This is a genomic window from Xenorhabdus poinarii G6 (genome assembly GCF_000968175.1).
Classification (GTDB): domain Bacteria; phylum Pseudomonadota; class Gammaproteobacteria; order Enterobacterales; family Enterobacteriaceae; genus Xenorhabdus; species Xenorhabdus poinarii.
The window spans coordinates 2,048,700-2,066,370 of sequence record NZ_FO704551.1 but is presented as its reverse complement, the minus strand read 5'-3'; the positions used below and the strand labels follow the sequence as shown (position 1 = coordinate 2,066,370).

General features: G+C 41.6%; 19 protein-coding genes, 1 tRNA gene and 1 pseudogene. 12 read left to right on the top strand and 9 right to left on the bottom strand.

The window, feature by feature from the left end; genetic code table 11:
* Positions 1-76: 76 nt before the first annotated feature.
* Positions 77-526, top strand: coding sequence for a macrodomain Ter protein MatP (gene matP, locus XPG1_RS09635; protein WP_045958880.1), 450 nt, complete (start codon positions 77-79; stop codon positions 524-526).
* A gap of 76 nt (positions 527-602) precedes the next feature.
* On the opposite strand, the gene ompA is transcribed toward matP, so the two are convergent.
* A complete protein-coding gene (ompA, locus tag XPG1_RS09630; RefSeq protein ID WP_045958879.1) occupies positions 603-1,709 on the bottom strand; it encodes a porin OmpA in 1,107 nt (368 codons plus the stop codon).
* A 372-nt stretch (positions 1,710-2,081) separates the two neighbouring features.
* Positions 2,082-2,657: an SOS-induced cell division inhibitor SulA gene (gene sulA, locus XPG1_RS09625; RefSeq protein ID WP_231852993.1), complete on the bottom strand. Its 576-nt coding sequence runs from the start codon at positions 2,655-2,657 to the stop codon at positions 2,082-2,084.
* Positions 2,658-2,896: 239 nt separating this feature from the next.
* Between sulA and XPG1_RS09620 the strand changes: the two genes are divergently transcribed.
* Entirely contained in the window at positions 2,897-3,520 is a 624-nt protein-coding gene (locus tag XPG1_RS09620) for a TfoX/Sxy family DNA transformation protein (protein ID WP_045958877.1), read from the top strand.
* 244 nt (positions 3,521-3,764) lie between these two features.
* Here the strand turns inward: XPG1_RS09620 and XPG1_RS17080 are convergent, their stop codons facing one another.
* From XPG1_RS17080 to yccS, 3 genes are all read right to left on the bottom strand, one after another.
* Positions 3,765-4,382: a histidine phosphatase family protein gene (locus XPG1_RS17080; protein ID WP_071825368.1), complete on the bottom strand. Its 618-nt coding sequence runs from the start codon at positions 4,380-4,382 to the stop codon at positions 3,765-3,767.
* A gap of 50 nt (positions 4,383-4,432) precedes the next feature.
* On the bottom strand, positions 4,433-4,855 hold the full coding sequence (locus tag XPG1_RS09615) for a GNAT family N-acetyltransferase (RefSeq protein ID WP_052708290.1): 423 nt from the start codon (positions 4,853-4,855) through the stop codon (positions 4,433-4,435).
* Positions 4,856-5,095: 240 nt separating this feature from the next.
* Positions 5,096-7,291: a YccS family putative transporter gene (yccS, locus tag XPG1_RS09610; RefSeq protein ID WP_045958876.1), complete on the bottom strand. Its 2,196-nt coding sequence runs from the start codon at positions 7,289-7,291 to the stop codon at positions 5,096-5,098.
* Positions 7,292-7,358: 67 nt separating this feature from the next.
* Here yccS and helD point away from each other — a divergent pair, with 67 nt between their 5' ends.
* Complete coding sequence (gene helD, locus XPG1_RS09605; RefSeq protein ID WP_045958875.1) at positions 7,359-9,413, top strand: DNA helicase IV; 2,055 nt, start codon at positions 7,359-7,361, stop codon at positions 9,411-9,413.
* Positions 9,414-9,460: 47 nt separating this feature from the next.
* The gene (locus XPG1_RS09600; protein ID WP_045958874.1) at positions 9,461-9,874 is read left to right on the top strand and encodes a CoA-binding protein; all 414 of its coding nucleotides are present in this window, start codon (positions 9,461-9,463) and stop codon (positions 9,872-9,874) included.
* 60 nt (positions 9,875-9,934) lie between these two features.
* Here the strand turns inward: XPG1_RS09600 and hspQ are convergent, their stop codons facing one another.
* Positions 9,935-10,255: a heat shock protein HspQ gene (gene hspQ, locus XPG1_RS09595; RefSeq protein ID WP_173425870.1), complete on the bottom strand. Its 321-nt coding sequence runs from the start codon at positions 10,253-10,255 to the stop codon at positions 9,935-9,937.
* A gap of 224 nt (positions 10,256-10,479) precedes the next feature.
* Here hspQ and yccX point away from each other — a divergent pair, with 224 nt between their 5' ends.
* Entirely contained in the window at positions 10,480-10,758 is a 279-nt protein-coding gene (yccX, locus tag XPG1_RS09590) for an acylphosphatase (protein ID WP_045958873.1), read from the top strand.
* Between the two features lie 15 nt (positions 10,759-10,773).
* On the opposite strand, the gene tusE is transcribed toward yccX, so the two are convergent.
* Positions 10,774-11,103, bottom strand: a complete 330-nt coding sequence (tusE, locus tag XPG1_RS09585) for a sulfurtransferase TusE (RefSeq protein WP_045960657.1) — start codon at positions 11,101-11,103, stop codon at positions 10,774-10,776.
* 182 nt (positions 11,104-11,285) lie between these two features.
* On the opposite strand from tusE, the gene XPG1_RS09580 reads away from it, so the two are divergent.
* The 3 genes from XPG1_RS09580 (at position 11,286) to XPG1_RS09570 (ending at position 12,751) form a co-directional block, all read left to right on the top strand.
* Positions 11,286-11,373, top strand: a tRNA-Ser gene (locus XPG1_RS09580).
* A gap of 400 nt (positions 11,374-11,773) precedes the next feature.
* Positions 11,774-12,133, top strand: coding sequence for a hypothetical protein (locus XPG1_RS09575; RefSeq protein WP_045958872.1), 360 nt, complete (start codon positions 11,774-11,776; stop codon positions 12,131-12,133).
* A gap of 141 nt (positions 12,134-12,274) precedes the next feature.
* A complete protein-coding gene (locus XPG1_RS09570; protein WP_197541100.1) occupies positions 12,275-12,751 on the top strand; it encodes a DUF2846 domain-containing protein in 477 nt (158 codons plus the stop codon).
* 45 nt (positions 12,752-12,796) lie between these two features.
* On the opposite strand, the gene XPG1_RS09565 is transcribed toward XPG1_RS09570, so the two are convergent.
* A complete protein-coding gene (locus XPG1_RS09565; protein WP_045958871.1) occupies positions 12,797-13,036 on the bottom strand; it encodes a hypothetical protein in 240 nt (79 codons plus the stop codon).
* A gap of 111 nt (positions 13,037-13,147) precedes the next feature.
* Between XPG1_RS09565 and XPG1_RS09560 the strand changes: the two are divergent.
* Positions 13,148-13,453, top strand: a pseudogene (locus XPG1_RS09560) (transposase); the annotation flags it as partial.
* A 46-nt stretch (positions 13,454-13,499) separates the two neighbouring features.
* Here XPG1_RS09560 and XPG1_RS09555 read toward each other — a convergent pair.
* Positions 13,500-14,384 carry a LysR family transcriptional regulator gene (locus XPG1_RS09555; RefSeq protein ID WP_045958870.1) on the bottom strand — a complete coding sequence of 295 codons (885 nt, stop codon included), beginning with the start codon at positions 14,382-14,384 and terminating at the stop codon, positions 13,500-13,502.
* A 269-nt stretch (positions 14,385-14,653) separates the two neighbouring features.
* Here XPG1_RS09555 and XPG1_RS09550 point away from each other — a divergent pair, with 269 nt between their 5' ends.
* The 3 genes from XPG1_RS09550 to XPG1_RS09540 all read left to right on the top strand — a co-directional run bounded on the left by XPG1_RS09550 (position 14,654) and on the right by XPG1_RS09540 (position 17,485).
* On the top strand, positions 14,654-15,868 hold the full coding sequence (locus XPG1_RS09550) for an MFS transporter (protein ID WP_269450567.1): 1,215 nt from the start codon (positions 14,654-14,656) through the stop codon (positions 15,866-15,868).
* A 287-nt stretch (positions 15,869-16,155) separates the two neighbouring features.
* Positions 16,156-16,485 (top strand): winged helix-turn-helix transcriptional regulator, encoded by a 330-nt coding sequence (locus XPG1_RS09545; protein WP_045958869.1) that lies wholly within the window; start codon positions 16,156-16,158, stop codon positions 16,483-16,485.
* Positions 16,486-16,930: 445 nt separating this feature from the next.
* Entirely contained in the window at positions 16,931-17,485 is a 555-nt protein-coding gene (locus tag XPG1_RS09540) for an Ail/Lom family outer membrane beta-barrel protein (protein ID WP_045960648.1), read from the top strand.
* Positions 17,486-17,671 lie beyond the last annotated feature (186 nt).

Genomic DNA, 17,671 nt, shown 5'->3' with positions numbered 1-17,671 from the left:
ATTCTTCCCCGTGCAATGCAAGTCGAAGAAATAGTTGCTATGCTTAATTTAAGTTACGCTGTCACTGAGAGATAAAATGAAATATCAACAATTGGAAAATCTGGAATGTGGCTGGAAATGGGCATATCTGGCAAAAAAACACCGTGAAGGCGAGCCGATCACTAAATATCTTGAAAAAAGTGCGGCACAGGATGCTGTCAATGAATTAATGAAGTTAGAACGAGAGCCAGTCAAGGTACTGAAATGGATCTCCTTGCATATGAATCCGGAGCTATCCAACCGCATGAAGCAAACGGTTCGGGCACGACGTAAACGTCATTTTAATGCTGAACATCAACATTCACGCAAAAAATCGATTGATTTGGATTTTCATGTTTGGCAACGGCTTTCCGCGCTCTCCCGGCGCCGTAGCAATACGCTGTCAGAAACGATTATACAGTTATTGGAAGATGCTGAATATCGGGAAAAATATACCCATCAAATATCGAGTTTGAAGCAGGATTTAGAAGCAATACTGGGAAAATAACGTCGGTAATTAATAGGAAAATACACCAAAACGTAAAACCCCATTTTTACATGGGGTTTTAATGGATAAGGCGCGATTACTTAGCTGCTTGTGGATGAGTAACCACTTGAGTAACGCCCTGAATATTGATAATTACACGACGATCTGGTGCCAGGCAATCAATCAGTTTAGAGCGAACCTTAATTTTATCACAGGTTGAGCCAGTGACGGGGTTCTCTTTACCACGGCCTTCTGCCTGGATGCTATTTGCTGGGACGCCTTTAGCAACCAAATAATCGACAACGGATTGAGCACGCTTCTGAGACAAAGGCAGGTTGTAATTTTGGCTGCCAATGCGGTCAGTGTAGCCGACAACCAGCACCTTACCCTGTTCTGGGTCGATTTTGGCTAATTGATTGTACAGATTATCCAGTTCCTGTTGACCTTCTGCTTTCAATGTTGATTTGTTGAAGTTAAACAGAACATCGGAGCGCAGGGTAAAGCTCTTGTTTTCAACGATAGGCGTTGGTGCTGGTGCAACGGGAGGCGCGACGGGGGCTGCAATTGGGGCGACTTCATCTTGACCAAAGCGGTAAGAGACACCGACACTCAGCAGACCGTTATCCGGGCGGGCGCCAACACTGTTAGCATCACCAATGTTATTCACCCACTGATAATCAAGGCGGGTTGCCAGATTTTTGGTCAGAGCGTACTCAACACCAACTGCCGCCAGTGGAGAAACACCGGTATCATGGTTTTTCAGACTGGACTGATTTACAGTATTGGCGTTGTAAGTGGCGGAGGAGTCTGCACGCCATATCATACCACCAAGACGCGTATACACATCCAGGTCACTCAGTACTGGATAGCTTAGCTTAGTCGTGAGCTGAACGCCCTGTGCACGGAAAGAACCATTGTTGATACTCCCGTTGTAATTCATGCGTCCTAACCAATCATAACCCAGTTCAAAGCCTAAATAGGGGTTTGCTTGATAACCGACATAGGCACCTACACCTGGTTGGTTTTTGCGGGTAGGGCCGTTACCAATCTGGTCATTATAACCATTGCCGTAGAAATTCACGTCATGGTATTGCGACCAACCCAATTTAGCACCGGTATACCAGGTATTGTCCTTTGGGGCTGCTTGAGCAGCAGTTGCGAAAGCTGCCACTGCCACTGCTACTGCGATAGCTGTCTTCTTCATCTTACGCCTCGTTATCATCCAATATAGGCAATTGGCCTTAAAAGCCTTATTGTTAGCCATTGGTTAAAATGTTCTGTTAGGTAATTGTGCTTTCACCAGAAGATATGTTCTGAAATATAAGATTGGTGAGCACAACGCTCTAAACTGTCTAAAGTCTACAACGAAGTTAAAAAGTTACAAGTACAGTGTGACTTATGGCACAAAAAATTTTAAGTGCTAATTGATTGATCTGAACATTACTGACAGATATTTACAATATTTACGAAATTAATATATTGATTTTCATTACAAACAATAATAGTTATCAGTCTCTAGCGCATTTTTTTATAAAAAAGCCAGATTAGTTCTAATTTAAGTCAATGCTAATTTAAGTCAATGATAGTAATTGGAGTGAATGTGTAATTTATTAGGTGGCGAAATCAAACGATGTAATCGATTTTGTGGACGCATGATAAAGCCGAGGGTCGTGCCTTGTTGGGCAGCCATTTGCAGCCTATTTAATTGATATGCAGATAATTCGGGTAACCAGCCCAATATGATGCTGTAATTGCCACTTGCCAGCGCTTTTTCCATTGCCGCAATCGAAGCCGTCGGGCGGATTTGATTTAATTGAATGATTTTATCCAGAGGAAGCCCGGCATTGATTAACCACTGACGGCTTAACCGTTTATTGGGATTGACCCAAAGCAGCCATCGCTCTTCTTGTCCTGACTGACGCAATAAAGGTAGCAGAATGTGATTAATGACCGATTGATGTTCGCTGTAGAGCAGCTCACTGACCATCCCAGTTTCGCTGTGTGAAGTGGATTGAGGTGATTCCATAAAAGATCGTCTTTTCGCGGTCATCCCAAGCGTTTCTTTGTCTGTTTTGTGTTCGTTTACTGTTGTGCTGGCAACGGTTGTCTTTTTCTCAGTGAGATTTTTCCACGTGGATTGAATGCTCATCATTTTCCTTACCATAACAAACCTGTATATTTATACAGTATAACGCTATTTGATTAAAAGCAAGTCTCTTTTTTTCAAAGCGCTTCGCAAAAATTTACAGAAATTGGGATTTTTCTGACTTAACGATTGGCAGTTGGAAACAGATTGCGTATGGTTTTAATTAATTGTTCTTGTTATCTATTTCATTAATAGCAGGCGTGATTAAACATTACGTTGGAAAGTGATTCATGGAGTGATAAAAAATGTTTTTATCCGGAGCTCGTTTTGCCCAATTGCAACAAGGTGTATCTTCACTGGGGAGACTTAAGAAAAAATCTCAATTTGGCGGTATTGGGCTGTTAATTGATGGCATTTTATTTGCTATCAGTTCTGATGGGGAACTTTATTTACGAGGAAACAGTCACGCCGAGGTATTATTTAAGGCCAGAGGAATGGAGAAATTCATTTATTCAAAAAGGGGAATCCCGGTACTCTTACGGTATTACCGTGTTAATGAATCGCTTTGGCAGGATCAAAAACAGTTGTTTGAATATGTAAATTTAGCCTATCAATACGCAATGAAAGAAATGCTTGATCGGCTGAAAATGCCACCCAGGCTTAAAGATCTTCCCAATTTGGGTATCGCTTTAGAAAGACAATTATGGAAAGTGGGTATTTCTAAAGTAGAAGAATTACGCATATTGGGGGCAAAAGTAGCTTATCTTAAGCTCCAGCAGCATAGAAAAAAGTCAAATGTCAATGTGTTGCTTGCTTTGGCAGGGGCGATCGAAGGATGCCATGTGGCAGTATTACCCGAAAATATACGCGACGAATTAATTAACTGGCACAGTGAACTGGTTCAACAGAATGCAGATGATCATTCATGACGCATGATATTTTATCGAGTATCAATATAGATAATCGGTGTTCCTTAGATAACAATAAAACTGATTGAGTAAGCGTTTGTATTGAAGAGGTAAGCATCCCTAACAAAATAAATTTAGTTTCTGGTTTTAATTTATTTCGATATTTTAATTGTTCCACCACATTTAATGTGGTGGATATTGGGCCAAAGCAGAAAGGCTCGGCGTCAAAAATAATGTATGGGTTATTTTTTAACATATTATTTTCTCATAAAGGGATATTTATATTTTCTATATGAAATTGTTTCGTTTGGGGAAAATATAAAAAAGTACTGCCATGCAGGTTATGAAGGTGTAATCGACCAGAAAAATTGAGGCTGTTTGCCATCAAATTTGCTACAAAGATATTGTGCAGATTTTGATGGGAAATAATCATCCGCATGGGCGACATTGAAATTTCATCACCGATTTGCATGATAAAGTGATTGATTCTGTTAGCGACATCGAGTACATGTTCTGAGTTTTTGAAAGGGGTATCAAGAGGCGTATGCAATAAGCGGTGGGTATAATCTTCACCATAACGGCGCGGAATATCAGCCAGTTTCATGCCAATGAGTTCTTCAGGAAAGAATTCACAAAGTGCACTGTCTTCTTGTATTGAACAAGACTCATGTGTTGAACCCAATAAAGCCTTGGCTGTTTCCAGTGCCTGGCGTTGGGGAGAACTGTAAACACGTTGCCATGGATATTCACCTAATATCCGTGTTCCTATTTCTTCAGCTTGTTTGATAGAGTTAGCATCAAGGGCAGTCATATGGTCTTCAGGACAATAATCAAGGTGATCAAGAGGTCCAATTTGCCCATGTCTGATCCAGAGTATCTTCAAAGGCGGTATGACACTCGTATAATGTATCCGGTCACCGACCTGATGAGCGGTTAGTTTTTGGGATTGACCAAAAAAAGATTGGCCACCTTACCGACATCGGTTTCTAAATGGACATGTGTTGCGCCCTGATTTCGCCCCCACTGCAACATGGCATGCCATAAACCATAACCCAACTTTTGGTGCTGGTATTCATCCCTGATATAAAATTCAGCAATATTCAGCGTGATGGCTTCTTCTCGCTCAAGATACACATTCGCCAATCCGGCTAATTGGTCTGCATTCAACAACAAAAATAGCCCTCTATCACCTTGTTGGAGCCGTTGTTCAAGTGCTACATGCTGTGCTTTCGCTATTGCATCTTCAGATTGGTTTCCGAAAACGTTTGGCCAATGGCGCTGAAAATATTCGCCGTAAAGATGAAGAAATGCATTCCATAGGGGAGATTGTGGGGTAACTTGTTTGAGTGCTAACATTTTACAGACTCCCCCGTACTTTGGTATATCCACTCAGGTATCAGGCAATATCTATGTTGAGATAAGGCGTTCAGATTTTCAAAAAAGAATTCTCGGATTGAACGACTATCGTTCATGGTATCGTTGGAAAAACTATCATAGTGAGTCATCTTGATATGATCCTGATATGTATTAGCCGTGATTAGAGCTGACAGTTTAACTTGACCGCTAAGGGTATTTAGCCCCTAGTCACTTATTGTATCAGTGTGGTTCTTGCTCGTTAATTTGTGTTGTTAAACGCATTAACTCGGGTAATAGCGCTATCAATAACCCTATTTGCTGTAGCACAAGTTGGGCTTTGCTATTATTGTCTGAATGATAACTATCTGATGGTAATAAATTGATTCTACTAATTAAATCATTCTTCATGGTTTGCTGTGTATCAGAGTCAATCTGGCCTTGTTTTAATGCTATTTCAACATGGCAAATTACATCATTAAGAATATCCAGTATAGCGGGATCATTCAGCTTTTCGCGATGGGCGCCCAATGCAGAAATATAACTTAGCATCGTATGATTCAGGCACAGTAAACGAAAAGCAGCGTCTTGAGAAAGACGGTAATTTTTGGGATCTGATGCCATATTGGCGATCACAGATGCCAATTCAGCATCACAATTATGCGCATCACGACGGGCAATTCGATAATTCAGGCTGTTATTTCTGCCTTGGTGATATTGCGTGACGATCGCGCTGAAATAGCGGTAATTGGCATTCATGGTTCGGGTCATTACCTGCGGCAATTGACGGAATTTCCAGTCTGGCCAAATGAAACTGACAGCAAGCAAGGCAATACCACAGCCTATGAGTGTGTCAATAATCCTAGGCAGTGCGACGTCAAAGCCTTCCCCTAATAAATTGAAACTCAGTAATACTAGCAAAGTGATAAATAGCGTTGCGTGTGCATATTGGCTATTACGAAAGGCAAAAAATAACATGCCGGAAATAACAATTAATACTAACTGACCTTCAAGAGTAGGAACAAAATAGAGAATAGGCAGGCCGATCAAAATGCCGGCCAATGTACCAATAACACGCAAAGCGAGGCGGCGACGCGTGGCACTATAGTTTGGCTGGCAGACAAATAAACTGGTTAACAAGATCCAATACCCGCGCTGCAAATCAAATAACTGAATAATGGCATAACCAGTACACAGTAAGACTGACATGCGAATAGCGTGGCGGAACAGCACCGATTTTGGTGTTAAGTTACTTTTGATTCTGAATCCAATATCACGCCAGCCGGTTAAATTTTCCTCGGATAATTGTGTGTCTTCTTGTTTCTCTTTTGGCAGCGCATGTAAGGAAAGAAGAGGTTGTGAAAGCAGATATTGATCCGAACTGATCCCGGCTAATTGAGCGTCAATGGCACGCAAATTTTTCAGTAAATTATCAAATGCCATTATCTCGCTATCCATTCCTTGCGGATTTTTTAAACGCTCAATGGAGCTTTCAAGATAGTTGAGTGCGTTTTCAAAACGTGGATTATGCTGATATTGCTTACGCAGGAGGATAGATTGTGCAACTTGCTCACAGGCTCTGGCTTGCATAGAAAGTAACCTTTGTACGCGAAACATAATATCACTGTGGCGAAATATTGCTCTGAGTTTTTGATATTGAATATGGGACGAACTGGCGCGTTCATGGATATCTTGAGCGACAAAATAATAATGTAATGTATGACGCGTTCCTCGTTGACCCCTGTCGCCTTTTAAACGACTCAACAAGGAACTCTTCGCCTGATTGAGCGTTGCAACCAGCGCACTGTTTGCCATGGCAACATCAAACACCGATTGTTTATATTCCTCGCTTTCAGCGTCGGGATCAAACAGGCTGGTTTTGGCATAGAGATAGAGTGAAAGTTGTTGATAACAGTGCGCTAAATTTTCTTGCAAGGGGAGGATCGGGAATAGTAAATGACCGGTTAATGTCAGCAAATTATACCATATTGCCCCAATCAGCAGTAATAAGGGCTGTTGATACCAGATAGGGAAGATGGATGAACCAAGCATAGTATAAATGGCTATCAATAAAGCGCCAAAGGCAATGGTGGCGTAACGTTGCCCCAACGCCCCAAGCAGAATAAATCCACACGTGGAGACTGCCAGTCCGGGCATAAAAAGCCATGGATAGGGAAACAATAGGGTAATCGAAGCGGAAGCGACAAAGAAAGAAACTAAGGTAATGGTCAGATTACGTAATCGTCCGACCAGGCGGTCATCCAAATCTGTTAATGCGGCCGCAACGACACCTAACAGCAGTGGAATGGTTATTTTAGGTTCTGCTCCGAATAACCAAGGGATCAGGGTAGTTCCTGTCAGTGCAATGAATATACGGATATAATAGAAGACGTGACTGTGATACAGAAAATGGCGGGAACTGGATAAAACCGTTAGCACAAATTACCCCTAACAACGTTTACGTGATGAAGTCGTTCAACAATTTTCAGGTACAGGTGCCACGACAATGGAACTAAAATCAACGCAAATCGGCCAACGCCTCGCTCAGCACCCTTATAACCGGGTGCGTTTACTTAATGCGGGTATTGAAGTCAGCGGTGAAAAACACCAGTACCTTATTCCATTTAATCAATTGATTGCTATTCAGTGTAAGCGAGGGATTGTTTGGGGGGAATTGGAATTTGAATTACCGGAAGGAAACGTGATCCGTCTGCATGGTACGGCATGGCAGCAGACACAACATTTTTATCATTTCTTACTCAAGAAATGGCAAGAATGGAGTCGAGACATGAGCAATGTCAGCGCTGATGCTTTGGCAGCTCAACTTAATGAAATTATTAAAATAAAAAAGGAAAATCGCTGGTTAAAAACAGCCGATTTAGCGTTGGTGCAGCAGCAAATCCGGGAAACATTTCAGGCGTTACCGGTGCCATTACAGCGAATGACACAATTTGAAAATTGCCGTGATGATTATAAAACTTGTCTGGATTGGTTGGATAATGGGGAAAAAATCCGGCAAAGCCTGAACCAACAATGGATGGCGCACACATTGGCACAGTATGAGCAATTTTTTCAGACAATAGAAACATCTCCTCTCAATCACGCTCAATGCCAGGCAGTACTTAATGGTGAACAACATGTTCTGGTATTAGGCGGGGCGGGCAGTGGAAAAACGGCGGTTTTAGTGGCTCGCGCTGGATGGTTATTGTTACGTCAGCAAGCCCTTCCTGAGCAAATGTTGTTGCTGGCTTTTGATCGTCAGTCTGCTGATGAGATGAATGAACGTATTCAGGTTCGTTTGGGAACAAAAGAAATAAAAGCGAAAACATGGCATGACCTGGCATTGCATATCATTCAACAAGGTAGTAGTAAGTTATTAAAAATCAGTAAGATGGAAATGGATAGCCAAAAGCGTCGGAATTTCCTTATTCAAGAATGGCAAAAACAGTGCAGAGACAAGAAAGCACAGGCTAAAGGCTGGCGAGAATGGTTGACCGAAGAACTGGATTGGCCACTACCGGAAGGCGAATATTGGCATGATAAGTTATTGACGGCTCGTTTATCGATTCGTCTGGATCACTGGCTAGGGCTAATGCGTATGCATGGTGGTCGTCAAAAAGAGATGATTGAACAGGCGCCTGCAGCTTATCTTGGTGTATTTCAAAAACAGCTACGGCTGATGGCGCCTTTGCTGAAAGCCTGGAAATCGGCATTAAAATCTGAAGGTGCGATCGACTTTTATGGCTTAATCCATCAGGCAGTGGATATCCTACAGAAAGGTCGTTTTATCAGCCCATGGAAACATATCCTGGTGGATGAATTTCAAGATATTTCCCCTTTGGCGATAAAATTACTGGCGGCATTGAAAGCGCAAAATAAGCAAGGCCATGTATTTGCTGTGGGTGATGATTGGCAGGCAATTTATTGTGCTAATGGTGCTGAATTAACAGCAACAACCGTATTTTCAACCTACTTTGGTCAAGGGGTTGAATGTACATTGGATACGGCTTATCGTTTCAATGACCGTATTGGTGACATTGCCAACCGATTTATGCAGCAAAATCCTCACCCGTTAACCAAGCCACTCCGTAGCCTGACAAAAGGCAATAAAAAATCGGTCGTCATTTTACCAGAAGGGCAGCTGGAATCATTGCTGAATAAAATGAGTGGGTATGTTACCAGGCAGGAAACTATCTTATTATTGGCACGTTACCACCATCTTAAACCAGAAGTATTGAGAAAAGCACCTACCCGTTGGCCAAATTTGACGATTGCTTTTATGACAATTCATGCATCTCAAGGGCAGCAGGCGGATTATGTCATTATTTTGGGGTTGCAGCAGGGTATCGATGGTTTTCCGGCATCAGACAGGGAAACGATGATCGAACAGGTTTTATTGCCCCGATCTGAAGATTTCCCGGATGCAGAAGAGCGTCGTTTGCTATATGTCGCGTTGACGCGGGCGAAAAAGCAGGTCTGGTTAATGCAGTCACCGAAAGATCCGTCGGCTTTTATTCATCAGTTGGCACAATTAGGCGTGCCGATTCAGCGTACTCCTTAAAAAAACCAGATTGAAAAACAGATGTAGCAGGAGGCTTAGAAGATTCAATGCGTGATCAAGATATCGCAGATATACTAGGAAAGGTGCAAACTATCGCGTTAGTCGGCGCGAGCGAAAAAACCGATCGTCCAAGTTATCAGGTAATGAAATATTTACTGAATCAAGGGTATAACGTTATCCCTGTCAGTCCTAAACTGGCGGGCGAAACATTATTGAACCAGCTTGTTGTGAGCCAATTGTCAGATATTAAACAACCTATTGATATGGTAGAAGTGTTTCGCAATGCAGAGGCGGCCTATGGTGTCGCGGAGGAAGCTATTGCCATTGGTGCTAAAGTGCTTTGGTTACAAAAAGGTATCTTTAACCAAGCAGCCAAATTGTTGGCAGAACAGGCAGGCTTAGCGGTTGTGATGGATCGCTGCCCTAAAATCGAAATTCCGCGTTTGGGAATAGAAAAATAAATAAGGCGGTGTTTTTATGCACCACCTCACTGTGTGTTAGGATCGTGGTAAGCAAATCACTTAATTTCGCCGCCGCGGGGTTCGAAATTGATCGCGGATAACTTCAGCTAACTCATCCAGAGACGATTGCTCTGGATGATAATCTATTGTTTCATAAGTTAATTGCGCTTCTGCCAAATAGGTTTGAACAGGCTGTCCATCGTCGCCTTCCATCACAACGTGATACCAAGGCGCTGAACGTAAAGTCGCATTAGATGCAATATCATTTTCCTGCGGCTGTTCTAGAGAATATTCAGCATCAATGTCGACAATAACACCCAAATAACCCAACAACCTATGTCGTACTTGCTGGCCGATACCGAATTTGCTGGCGATCATCATAGTCACCTCCAAAGAAACCTTGCAATGATTCTTTTATATAGGGGTAGTAAGGTAAATTTCAAGCGCACACCCGGCGACCGGAATTTTTGCATGATTTTAAACCAAGGTGGCATGTGATCACCCCCTCATAATTTTAGGTTAGCTGTTGCGTATATAAAATACAATACCAAAAGTAGGTTTAATGTTTTAAAGCGCTTACCATTTTATCTGGGAGGAATGCAACAATGACTCAACATAGCATCACTATTTATGTTTACGGAAGGGTACAGGGTGTTGGATTCCGTTATCACACCTACCGTTGGGCAAAGAAAAATAAGTTAGTGGGATATGTCCGCAATATGAATGATGGCAGTGTCAAAATTGTCGCGTGCGGCAATGATGCTCAAATCAAAATGTTGACACATTGGTTGGCGCAGGGAGGGCCGCCAAGTGCCAAAATAGAACATGTTCAATCTCAGTTTTGTGAAGTAGAAGAGATGAGTGATTTTAGCATCCGCCATTAGTGACGGATGAATAAATCAAATACATTTAACTGGCTTAGGTAGGCCTGCAATTTTTGTGGCTTGTTTTGCAGGCCCTTTGGGAAAAAGGCGATAGAGATAACGGCTGTTCCCTTTTTCTTCGCCATATTTTTGAGCGATCGCTTTGACTAACATACGAATAGCGGGAGAAGTATTAAATTCTTCATAGAATTCACGCACAAAACGGACAACTTCCCAATGCTGTTCGGTTAACGTAATTGCTTCCTGCTCGGCAATAATAACCGCCATTGCTTCTTGCCAATCACTGCTATTCTTGAGATACCCTTGCGCATCAGTTTCGATCTCACGACCTTCAAATACCAACATAACGTTCTTACCATCCAATAATGATGATTGCAATTTAGCAAAAATCACTGCTATTCCCAAGAAAGATTACCCAACATGCTGAATAAATAAACTAATAGATAGTGTTATGGGTAAATTAGCGGCAATTGGACGGATAAATACTTTACATTGGAAACAGTGATGTTTATAGTGCTCGGCATTGCGGAGGGGTGGCCGAGCGGCTGAAGGCAGCGGTCTTGAAAACCGCCGATGGGAAACCATCCGAGAGTTCGAATCTCTCCTCCTCCGCCATATACACTTCTCGCAACGTCTCCTAAAGTCTACTGTTCCTAGCAAAATCAATACATACCGATAATCACAAGTCTCCTGACATCTCTTAACATCTCGCTGAAAGCGACATGAAATTGTGTATGGTTTTTCCTATACACATGGGTGAAATGATAAAGCTAACAGACGTGGCAATTAAGAGAGCTAAGCCAGAAATAAAATCTTACACGCTATCTGATGGGAACGGGCTTTGATTATTGATAGATCTAAGTTCCCCACACGTGCGGGGATGGAACGCCATCCGTGGCTTAGTGAGACTTTTGTTACTCTCTTCACACTTTTGGAATGTGCTGATCAAAAAATCAGTAACACTTATCATTCGCTCAGTGATTAAATGTGGAAAATATTTAATAATGAGAATGTGATGAAAAAGTCAGTTTGTTTATTGTTGTCATTAATAGCATTGGCAGGGTGTGGCGAAAAAGAACAAAAGACGCCTGAGCAAACATATTCGGATTTAGTTATAAAATCTTTGTCTAACATTATTATAATGGATCAGGATAAAGGGATTGAGAAAACGTGTTTGGTTACATTTGATATTGATGCCAATGCAAATCCCTCGAACATCCTATCAGAGGGGAGAGATAAAGTATTTTGCGGTAAAGTCGAAGCTATGATTGATATAAGCGATACACCTCGTCCTCCGAACGCATTGATAGTTAATGGGGTAGCTCATATTAGAATGGAAATAAATAAATCCGATTTATACGTCATTGAGCATTAGAAAACAGTCCCAGGCGGGCATTAAAACCGTCCGTGGCTTAAAGAGAGATTTTAACTGGACATCCATCACATAAACTCTATCCAAGTAACTTCAGTTACGAGGTTAGTGTTTTTACTTTTATACAAAAGGTGTTGTTTTTTTATGATGAATACTAAAAAATTACTTTTATCAACTTCTCTTTTAGGCGCTTTGTTTCTCAGTGGTTGTGCCAGCGTACCTCTTGCAACTGAACAAGAATCAGCAAAAGCTAAAAGCTTTTCTGCCCCAGAGGAAAGCAAATCTGGCTTATATATCTACCGCGACAGCTTTGTCGGTAAGGCTCTAAAAAAAGAGATTTATGTTGATGGGAAGTGTATTGGAGAAACAGCAGATAAAACATTTTTCTACACACAAGTATCAGGTGACCAAAACCACAAAATATCAACCGAATCAGAGTTCTCTCCTAATGACTTAGTAATTTTCACCGAATCTGGAAAAAATTACTTCATAAGGCAATACATAAAAATGGGCGTTTTTGTTGGTGGTGCTGGTTTGAGTGCATCAACAGAGGAAGAAGGAAAAAGGGTAGTATCTAAGGCGGATGTTCGTCTTGCAAAGGAAGGGGATTGTGATAATTGATTTTTTCTGAAAACCAAGGGAAGTCCCAACGGGCTTCCCTTGTGATTATTTTAAACAATCAATTGTTTTGATTACCGCAAAAAATGTAAGGATGTTATGAAAAGGATACTCGATTTTTGCCATGTCAGAAATTTTGGTTGATTCAGCCAATAAGCTGACTTGCATTGTTAGTTTTTCAATCTTTTTATCTTTTCTTTCTACTTCTTTTTCTAATCTCAGCACTTTAGCTATTCGTATATAAGTATCGCCGGATGACGGTGGAGCAGGCGCAATAATTTTCTCCATTTGTAATGATATATCGATGTGGTGAGTTCCCCGCATGAACGGGGATAAATCGTAATAAACCTGAATTCTGGATAAAAAATTGAACTAAGTGCCTGTTCCAATTTTGATTTTTTTCATATGTCAAATCACCGTCATTTCAAAACATTTTATTTGGGATTCATTTGGCAGTACCACCGCAACGATTTTCCGATTTTACTCAGTTACATCCGTTTTATCGGGATAGCTTCCTCTGTTTTAGTTCCTTTTTGTAGCTATTTGACCCATCTAAAAGGAAAACCCACGGGACTCTTTGTTATCGATTTTACTCATCTCTGTGTTTGCCACAATATTCGTATTCCACGCCATAAAGTTTTTGACGGTGTAGCGAACCACCTCAAGGATGCCGAATTCATGGCATATTTCGGCTCCTATAATTTAATGGCAGGAGCCGCATAAAATTTCATTTTGGCGAAAATAAATTTCATTATATAGGAAATAATTTTTCAACTACAAAGTCAACGAAGGTTCTTAATTTAGGTGTGAGAAAGGGACCTGAAGGCCATACAACTCTAAAGGTCGTTATTTCATCATTGAATTCGTCAAGTACAGAAATTAATTTCCCAGATTCTAATTGCCTTTTGATAGCAATATCCGGTATACATGCTACGCCGAGCCCTTCTTCGGCAAATGTGACTAGCGGACCAAGAGTGTTAGTCACCATACTTGTTCGTAATTCGAAATTGGCTTTTTGAGTCAAGCCCAATGGCCAATTACCGGTCTTGCCGGTGCTAAGATAACGATATAACAAACCATCACGCCCTTTTAAATCGTCTGGTTTTTGAGGTAAGCCAGTGCGTTGGAAATATTCAGGAGAGCCGACAATAACCCTTCTGTAACTACCGACTTTCCGGGATGTTAGTCGTGAATCGGTTAATTCTCCCGTGCGTATGACGACATCAAAACCTTCCTCTATGACATCGACTAGCCGGTCAGAGCAGTCAATATCTAACTCTATATCTGGATATTCTTTTTTGAAGATCGCAAGCTTGGGCATAAAGAACATCCCGACTGAAGGGATACTCATTCTTAATTTCCCAGAAGGAATAGACAACGATTGAGATATTTCGTTTTCTGCGGCTTCTACCTCGCACAGAATACGTCGGCAACGTTCAAGAAACTGCGCACCTTCAGGCGTCAGGTTCACAGTGCGAGTAGATCTATGTAGTAGGCGCACATGTAATCTTTCTTCCAAACGGCCAATCGCCTTACTTACTGCCGAAGCCGATATTCCCAACTGCCGCCCAGTTGCAGTGAAACTTCTCGTTTCCCCAACGCGTACAAACATATCAAGCACGCCCATACTCGCCATAGTATCTCCTTTATTGATGATATTTTCGTCATATATGTTGTGAAATTTAACCTATTTTTCCTCCATTCTCCTAGAGCCATAATCTTGTTTTTGCATTCGTGCAGCTAAGCGATAGGTTATAGACGTTCGCAAAAAGCCATGTAGATAGTCTTAAAGTAAGTAAAAGTTCGTTCGGGGAGGCAGTGATAAGTGATTATATACATGAAAATACCGACGCTTTTATGGCATGAGTTGAGCATTTAATATCGGAAATTTGAGGGGAAAAACGAATGACATCAAGAGACAAGCATAATATGCCTAATACTAAAACTTCAGATTCACTTGTCAATAGTCAAGATTTACCGCTGGCGGCGCTTTTAGCGCTTTCGATGGCAGCATTTTTGACGCTATTAACTGAGATCATGCCAGCAGGACTGCTCACGTCTATTGCCGAAGGGCTAGATGTCTCTGAAAGCCTAGCGGGTCAGTTCATCACAGCTTACGCGGTGGGGGCTCTTATTGCAGCTATTCCTGTAACTGCACTTACGCAAGGAATACGTCGGCGACCACTGCTATTGACTGCGATCTTAGGGTTTGCACTGGTCAACCTTATTACTGCGATTTCTGACAGCTATACTCTCTCTATCGTTGCACGATTCTTTGCTGGCGTTTTCGGTGGTATCGTCTGGTCGCTGCTGGCTGGCTATGCAGTACGCATGTCACCATCTCAGTTAAGTGGGCGAGCTATAGCAATCGCGACTGCAGGCGCGACGATAGCATTAGTGCTTGGCGTGCCGCTTGGTTCATTATTGGGGCGGGCATTTGGTTGGCAAGGCGCTTTTGGGATGATGAGTGCTGTGGCAATCTTACTCATCCTATGGGTAATCGTTATCGTTCCTGATTTCCTTGGCCAATCCAAAGAGCAGCGTCAGCCGTTGATTGGTGTTTTTATGAAGAGTGGCATTCGCTCAGTCCTTTTTGTGGTCATGTCATTCGTTGTCGCCCACAACGTTCTCTACATATACATCGAACCATTCCTGACGATGTCGAATTTGTCAGCTAATGTCGATATTGTTCTCCTAGTCTTTGGTTTCGGCTCTGTCATTGGGCTATGGTTCGTTGGTGTAATGGTCGATCGTAAGCTGCAATTTCTTGCCGTAGCAAACATTATGGTTTTTGCTCTTTCTGCTTTGTTTCTTGGTTTATGGGGTAATTTTGCGCAGATGGTTTATCCCTCTGTCTTGATATGGGGTCTCTCCTTTGGCGGCTTCGCGACTATTACCCAAACAGCATTATCTCGTTTTGCAGGTAACTCAGTTGATGTTGCTCAAGCCATGTATACAACGGGCTGGAATACTGCAGTTGCTTGTGGCGGTGTCGTTGGCGGCATTTTACTTGATAGGGTAGGAACCACTTCCTTTGCTTGGGTTGTTATCGGAATTCTAGCTATTTCGTTATCAGGTACAGTCTTCGCTATGAATAAAGAACTGTCAAAAAAGAACTGAAGTACCGGTAAAGTTTGCTAAGAATTTTAGGGCGTTCAAATTCACTACGATAGTACAGAGATATATCATGATTACCGTTGTAGACAGTCCCAGAGATACACTTCAGATAAGTAATGCCTCCCCGATGGAATATTTCTTTGATAGAACGCTAAAAGTGCCAATCAGTTTAATGGATTAGCACTAAAGTAGCCTTACTATTAAGTATATCGATGGACGAGATATGCAGTATAACTACAAAGTTTCGTTACTGAGTGCGGATAAAAAATGGATATATTGAGTAAAAAAACATCTGTAGTCCAACTGGAATTAACATCGGTGATACAGGTTATGGGTACACACTTTCTGTACTCAACGGTAAGTACAAAATGATTATTTTGTACTGGCTGGCACAATATAAGCCGGTATTACGGTTTAATGAATTACAACGCTGTATAGGTTCAATTTCCTATAAAACATTAAGCCTTACACTTAAAGAGTTAGAGAAGAGTGATCTTGTTATTCGAACCGAGTACCCCCAAATTCCGCCAAAAGTGGAATATCAATTATCAGAAAGAGGCTTATCTTTAGTGCCTGTTTTAAACATGATGTGTGAGTGGGGAGAGGCGAACAAAATCTAGATACCAATCGATATATTTGAAATTGTGGATAGCTTAGCCTAAAACCACCCAAGAAATTATTGATTCCCAAGCTGACAAAGTATGCGCGACTGGCATATTGCAAAAGCTGGAAGCCTCACACTTTTTGCCGATAGCCTGATTGTCTGCCCGCAACCCTCCGGTAACGACCAATTTTGCTCTATTGATCACGGGCATCATGTAATTAATTAGTTTTATTAAATATCAGCTTAACGAAAACGGTTGGGCGGGCAGGAAATGCTGCTGATTTTGGTACATTAGCTGCTAATGTTTTATGACGCTTGCTTGGAAATAAAAATATTTTATTAAAAATAACTTATGTTAACTTCTTTATATAAACTAATTTTTTAGAGTTATTTTTTTATTGCGTTTTTGAGGCGTTACTGTATATTTGCGCCCGATTTATACAACGAACGAGATATTAATAATAAAAAAAACGCTATTGAGCTCAGCTATTGTTGCTGGATTATGCATGACTTCATTTACAGCAAACGCAAGTGGGGAACACACTATTTCAGTAGGCTTCGCGCAAAGCGATGTGAAGATGGAGGAAGGAGAAAGACTGCTGGGTAAAGATCCAAGAGGTTTAAACTTGAAATATCGTTATGAAGTTAATGATCATTGGGGCGTTATAGGCTCGTTCACGTTGACCAGGGTAGATGAAACGCTTTACTTAGGTAATATTGCAAAACTGAACCAAGAAATCACTTATAGATCATGGATGGCTGGCCCGGCATATCGTTTTAATGAATATGTCAGCACCTATGCCTTGATCGGTGCGGCTAAAATGAGCGATTTTCGGACTGGATCTGGTTTTGGAACATATTCACTTCACAATGAAGAAAAAACCGCTGTTGCCTATGGTGCGGGATTACAATTTAACCCTATCTCAAATGTCGCTGTTGATGTTACCTACGAATACTCTGGTTTGGATAATGCTAAAGTAGGAACATTTGTCGTGGGTGTTGGCTATCGTTTCTAATATGCAAATATCATAGTCCTCATTCTGCACTGCACCCCGAAAGTTGGATCTTTCGTCTAACGTGAAGGGTGCTTTTCTTTTTGTTTTGTCTTCTCCTGTTGACGGATAAACAAGACATTCAACGCCCATTCGTCAAATTTAGCACCAGGATACCTGTTGTATGAGTGGTTTGGTGTGGCGATACGG

What these genes read in the sequence shown, in the direction of transcription:
- matP (WP_045958880.1), top strand. Translation starts at nt 77, where the DNA reads ATGAAATATCAACAATTGGAAAATCTGGAATGTGGCTGGAAATGGGCA.
- ompA (WP_045958879.1), bottom strand. Translation starts at nt 1,709, where the DNA reads ATGAAGAAGACAGCTATCGCAGTAGCAGTGGCAGTGGCAGCTTTCGCA.
- sulA (WP_231852993.1), bottom strand. Translation starts at nt 2,657, where the DNA reads ATGATGAGCATTCAATCCACGTGGAAAAATCTCACTGAGAAAAAGACA.
- XPG1_RS09620 (WP_045958877.1), top strand. Translation starts at nt 2,897, where the DNA reads ATGTTTTTATCCGGAGCTCGTTTTGCCCAATTGCAACAAGGTGTATCT.
- XPG1_RS09615 (WP_052708290.1), bottom strand. Translation starts at nt 4,855, where the DNA reads ATGTTAGCACTCAAACAAGTTACCCCACAATCTCCCCTATGGAATGCA.
- helD (WP_045958875.1), top strand. Translation starts at nt 7,359, where the DNA reads ATGGAACTAAAATCAACGCAAATCGGCCAACGCCTCGCTCAGCACCCT.
- XPG1_RS09600 (WP_045958874.1), top strand. Translation starts at nt 9,461, where the DNA reads ATGCGTGATCAAGATATCGCAGATATACTAGGAAAGGTGCAAACTATC.
- hspQ (WP_173425870.1), bottom strand. Translation starts at nt 10,255, where the DNA reads ATGATGATCGCCAGCAAATTCGGTATCGGCCAGCAAGTACGACATAGG.
- yccX (WP_045958873.1), top strand. Translation starts at nt 10,480, where the DNA reads ATGACTCAACATAGCATCACTATTTATGTTTACGGAAGGGTACAGGGT.
- tusE (WP_045960657.1), bottom strand. Translation starts at nt 11,103, where the DNA reads ATGTTGGTATTTGAAGGTCGTGAGATCGAAACTGATGCGCAAGGGTAT.
- XPG1_RS09575 (WP_045958872.1), top strand. Translation starts at nt 11,774, where the DNA reads ATGAAAAAGTCAGTTTGTTTATTGTTGTCATTAATAGCATTGGCAGGG.
- XPG1_RS09570 (WP_197541100.1), top strand. Translation starts at nt 12,275, where the DNA reads ATGATGAATACTAAAAAATTACTTTTATCAACTTCTCTTTTAGGCGCT.
- XPG1_RS09565 (WP_045958871.1), bottom strand. Translation starts at nt 13,036, where the DNA reads ATGGAGAAAATTATTGCGCCTGCTCCACCGTCATCCGGCGATACTTAT.
- XPG1_RS09555 (WP_045958870.1), bottom strand. Translation starts at nt 14,384, where the DNA reads ATGGCGAGTATGGGCGTGCTTGATATGTTTGTACGCGTTGGGGAAACG.
- XPG1_RS09550 (WP_269450567.1), top strand. Translation starts at nt 14,654, where the DNA reads ATGACATCAAGAGACAAGCATAATATGCCTAATACTAAAACTTCAGAT.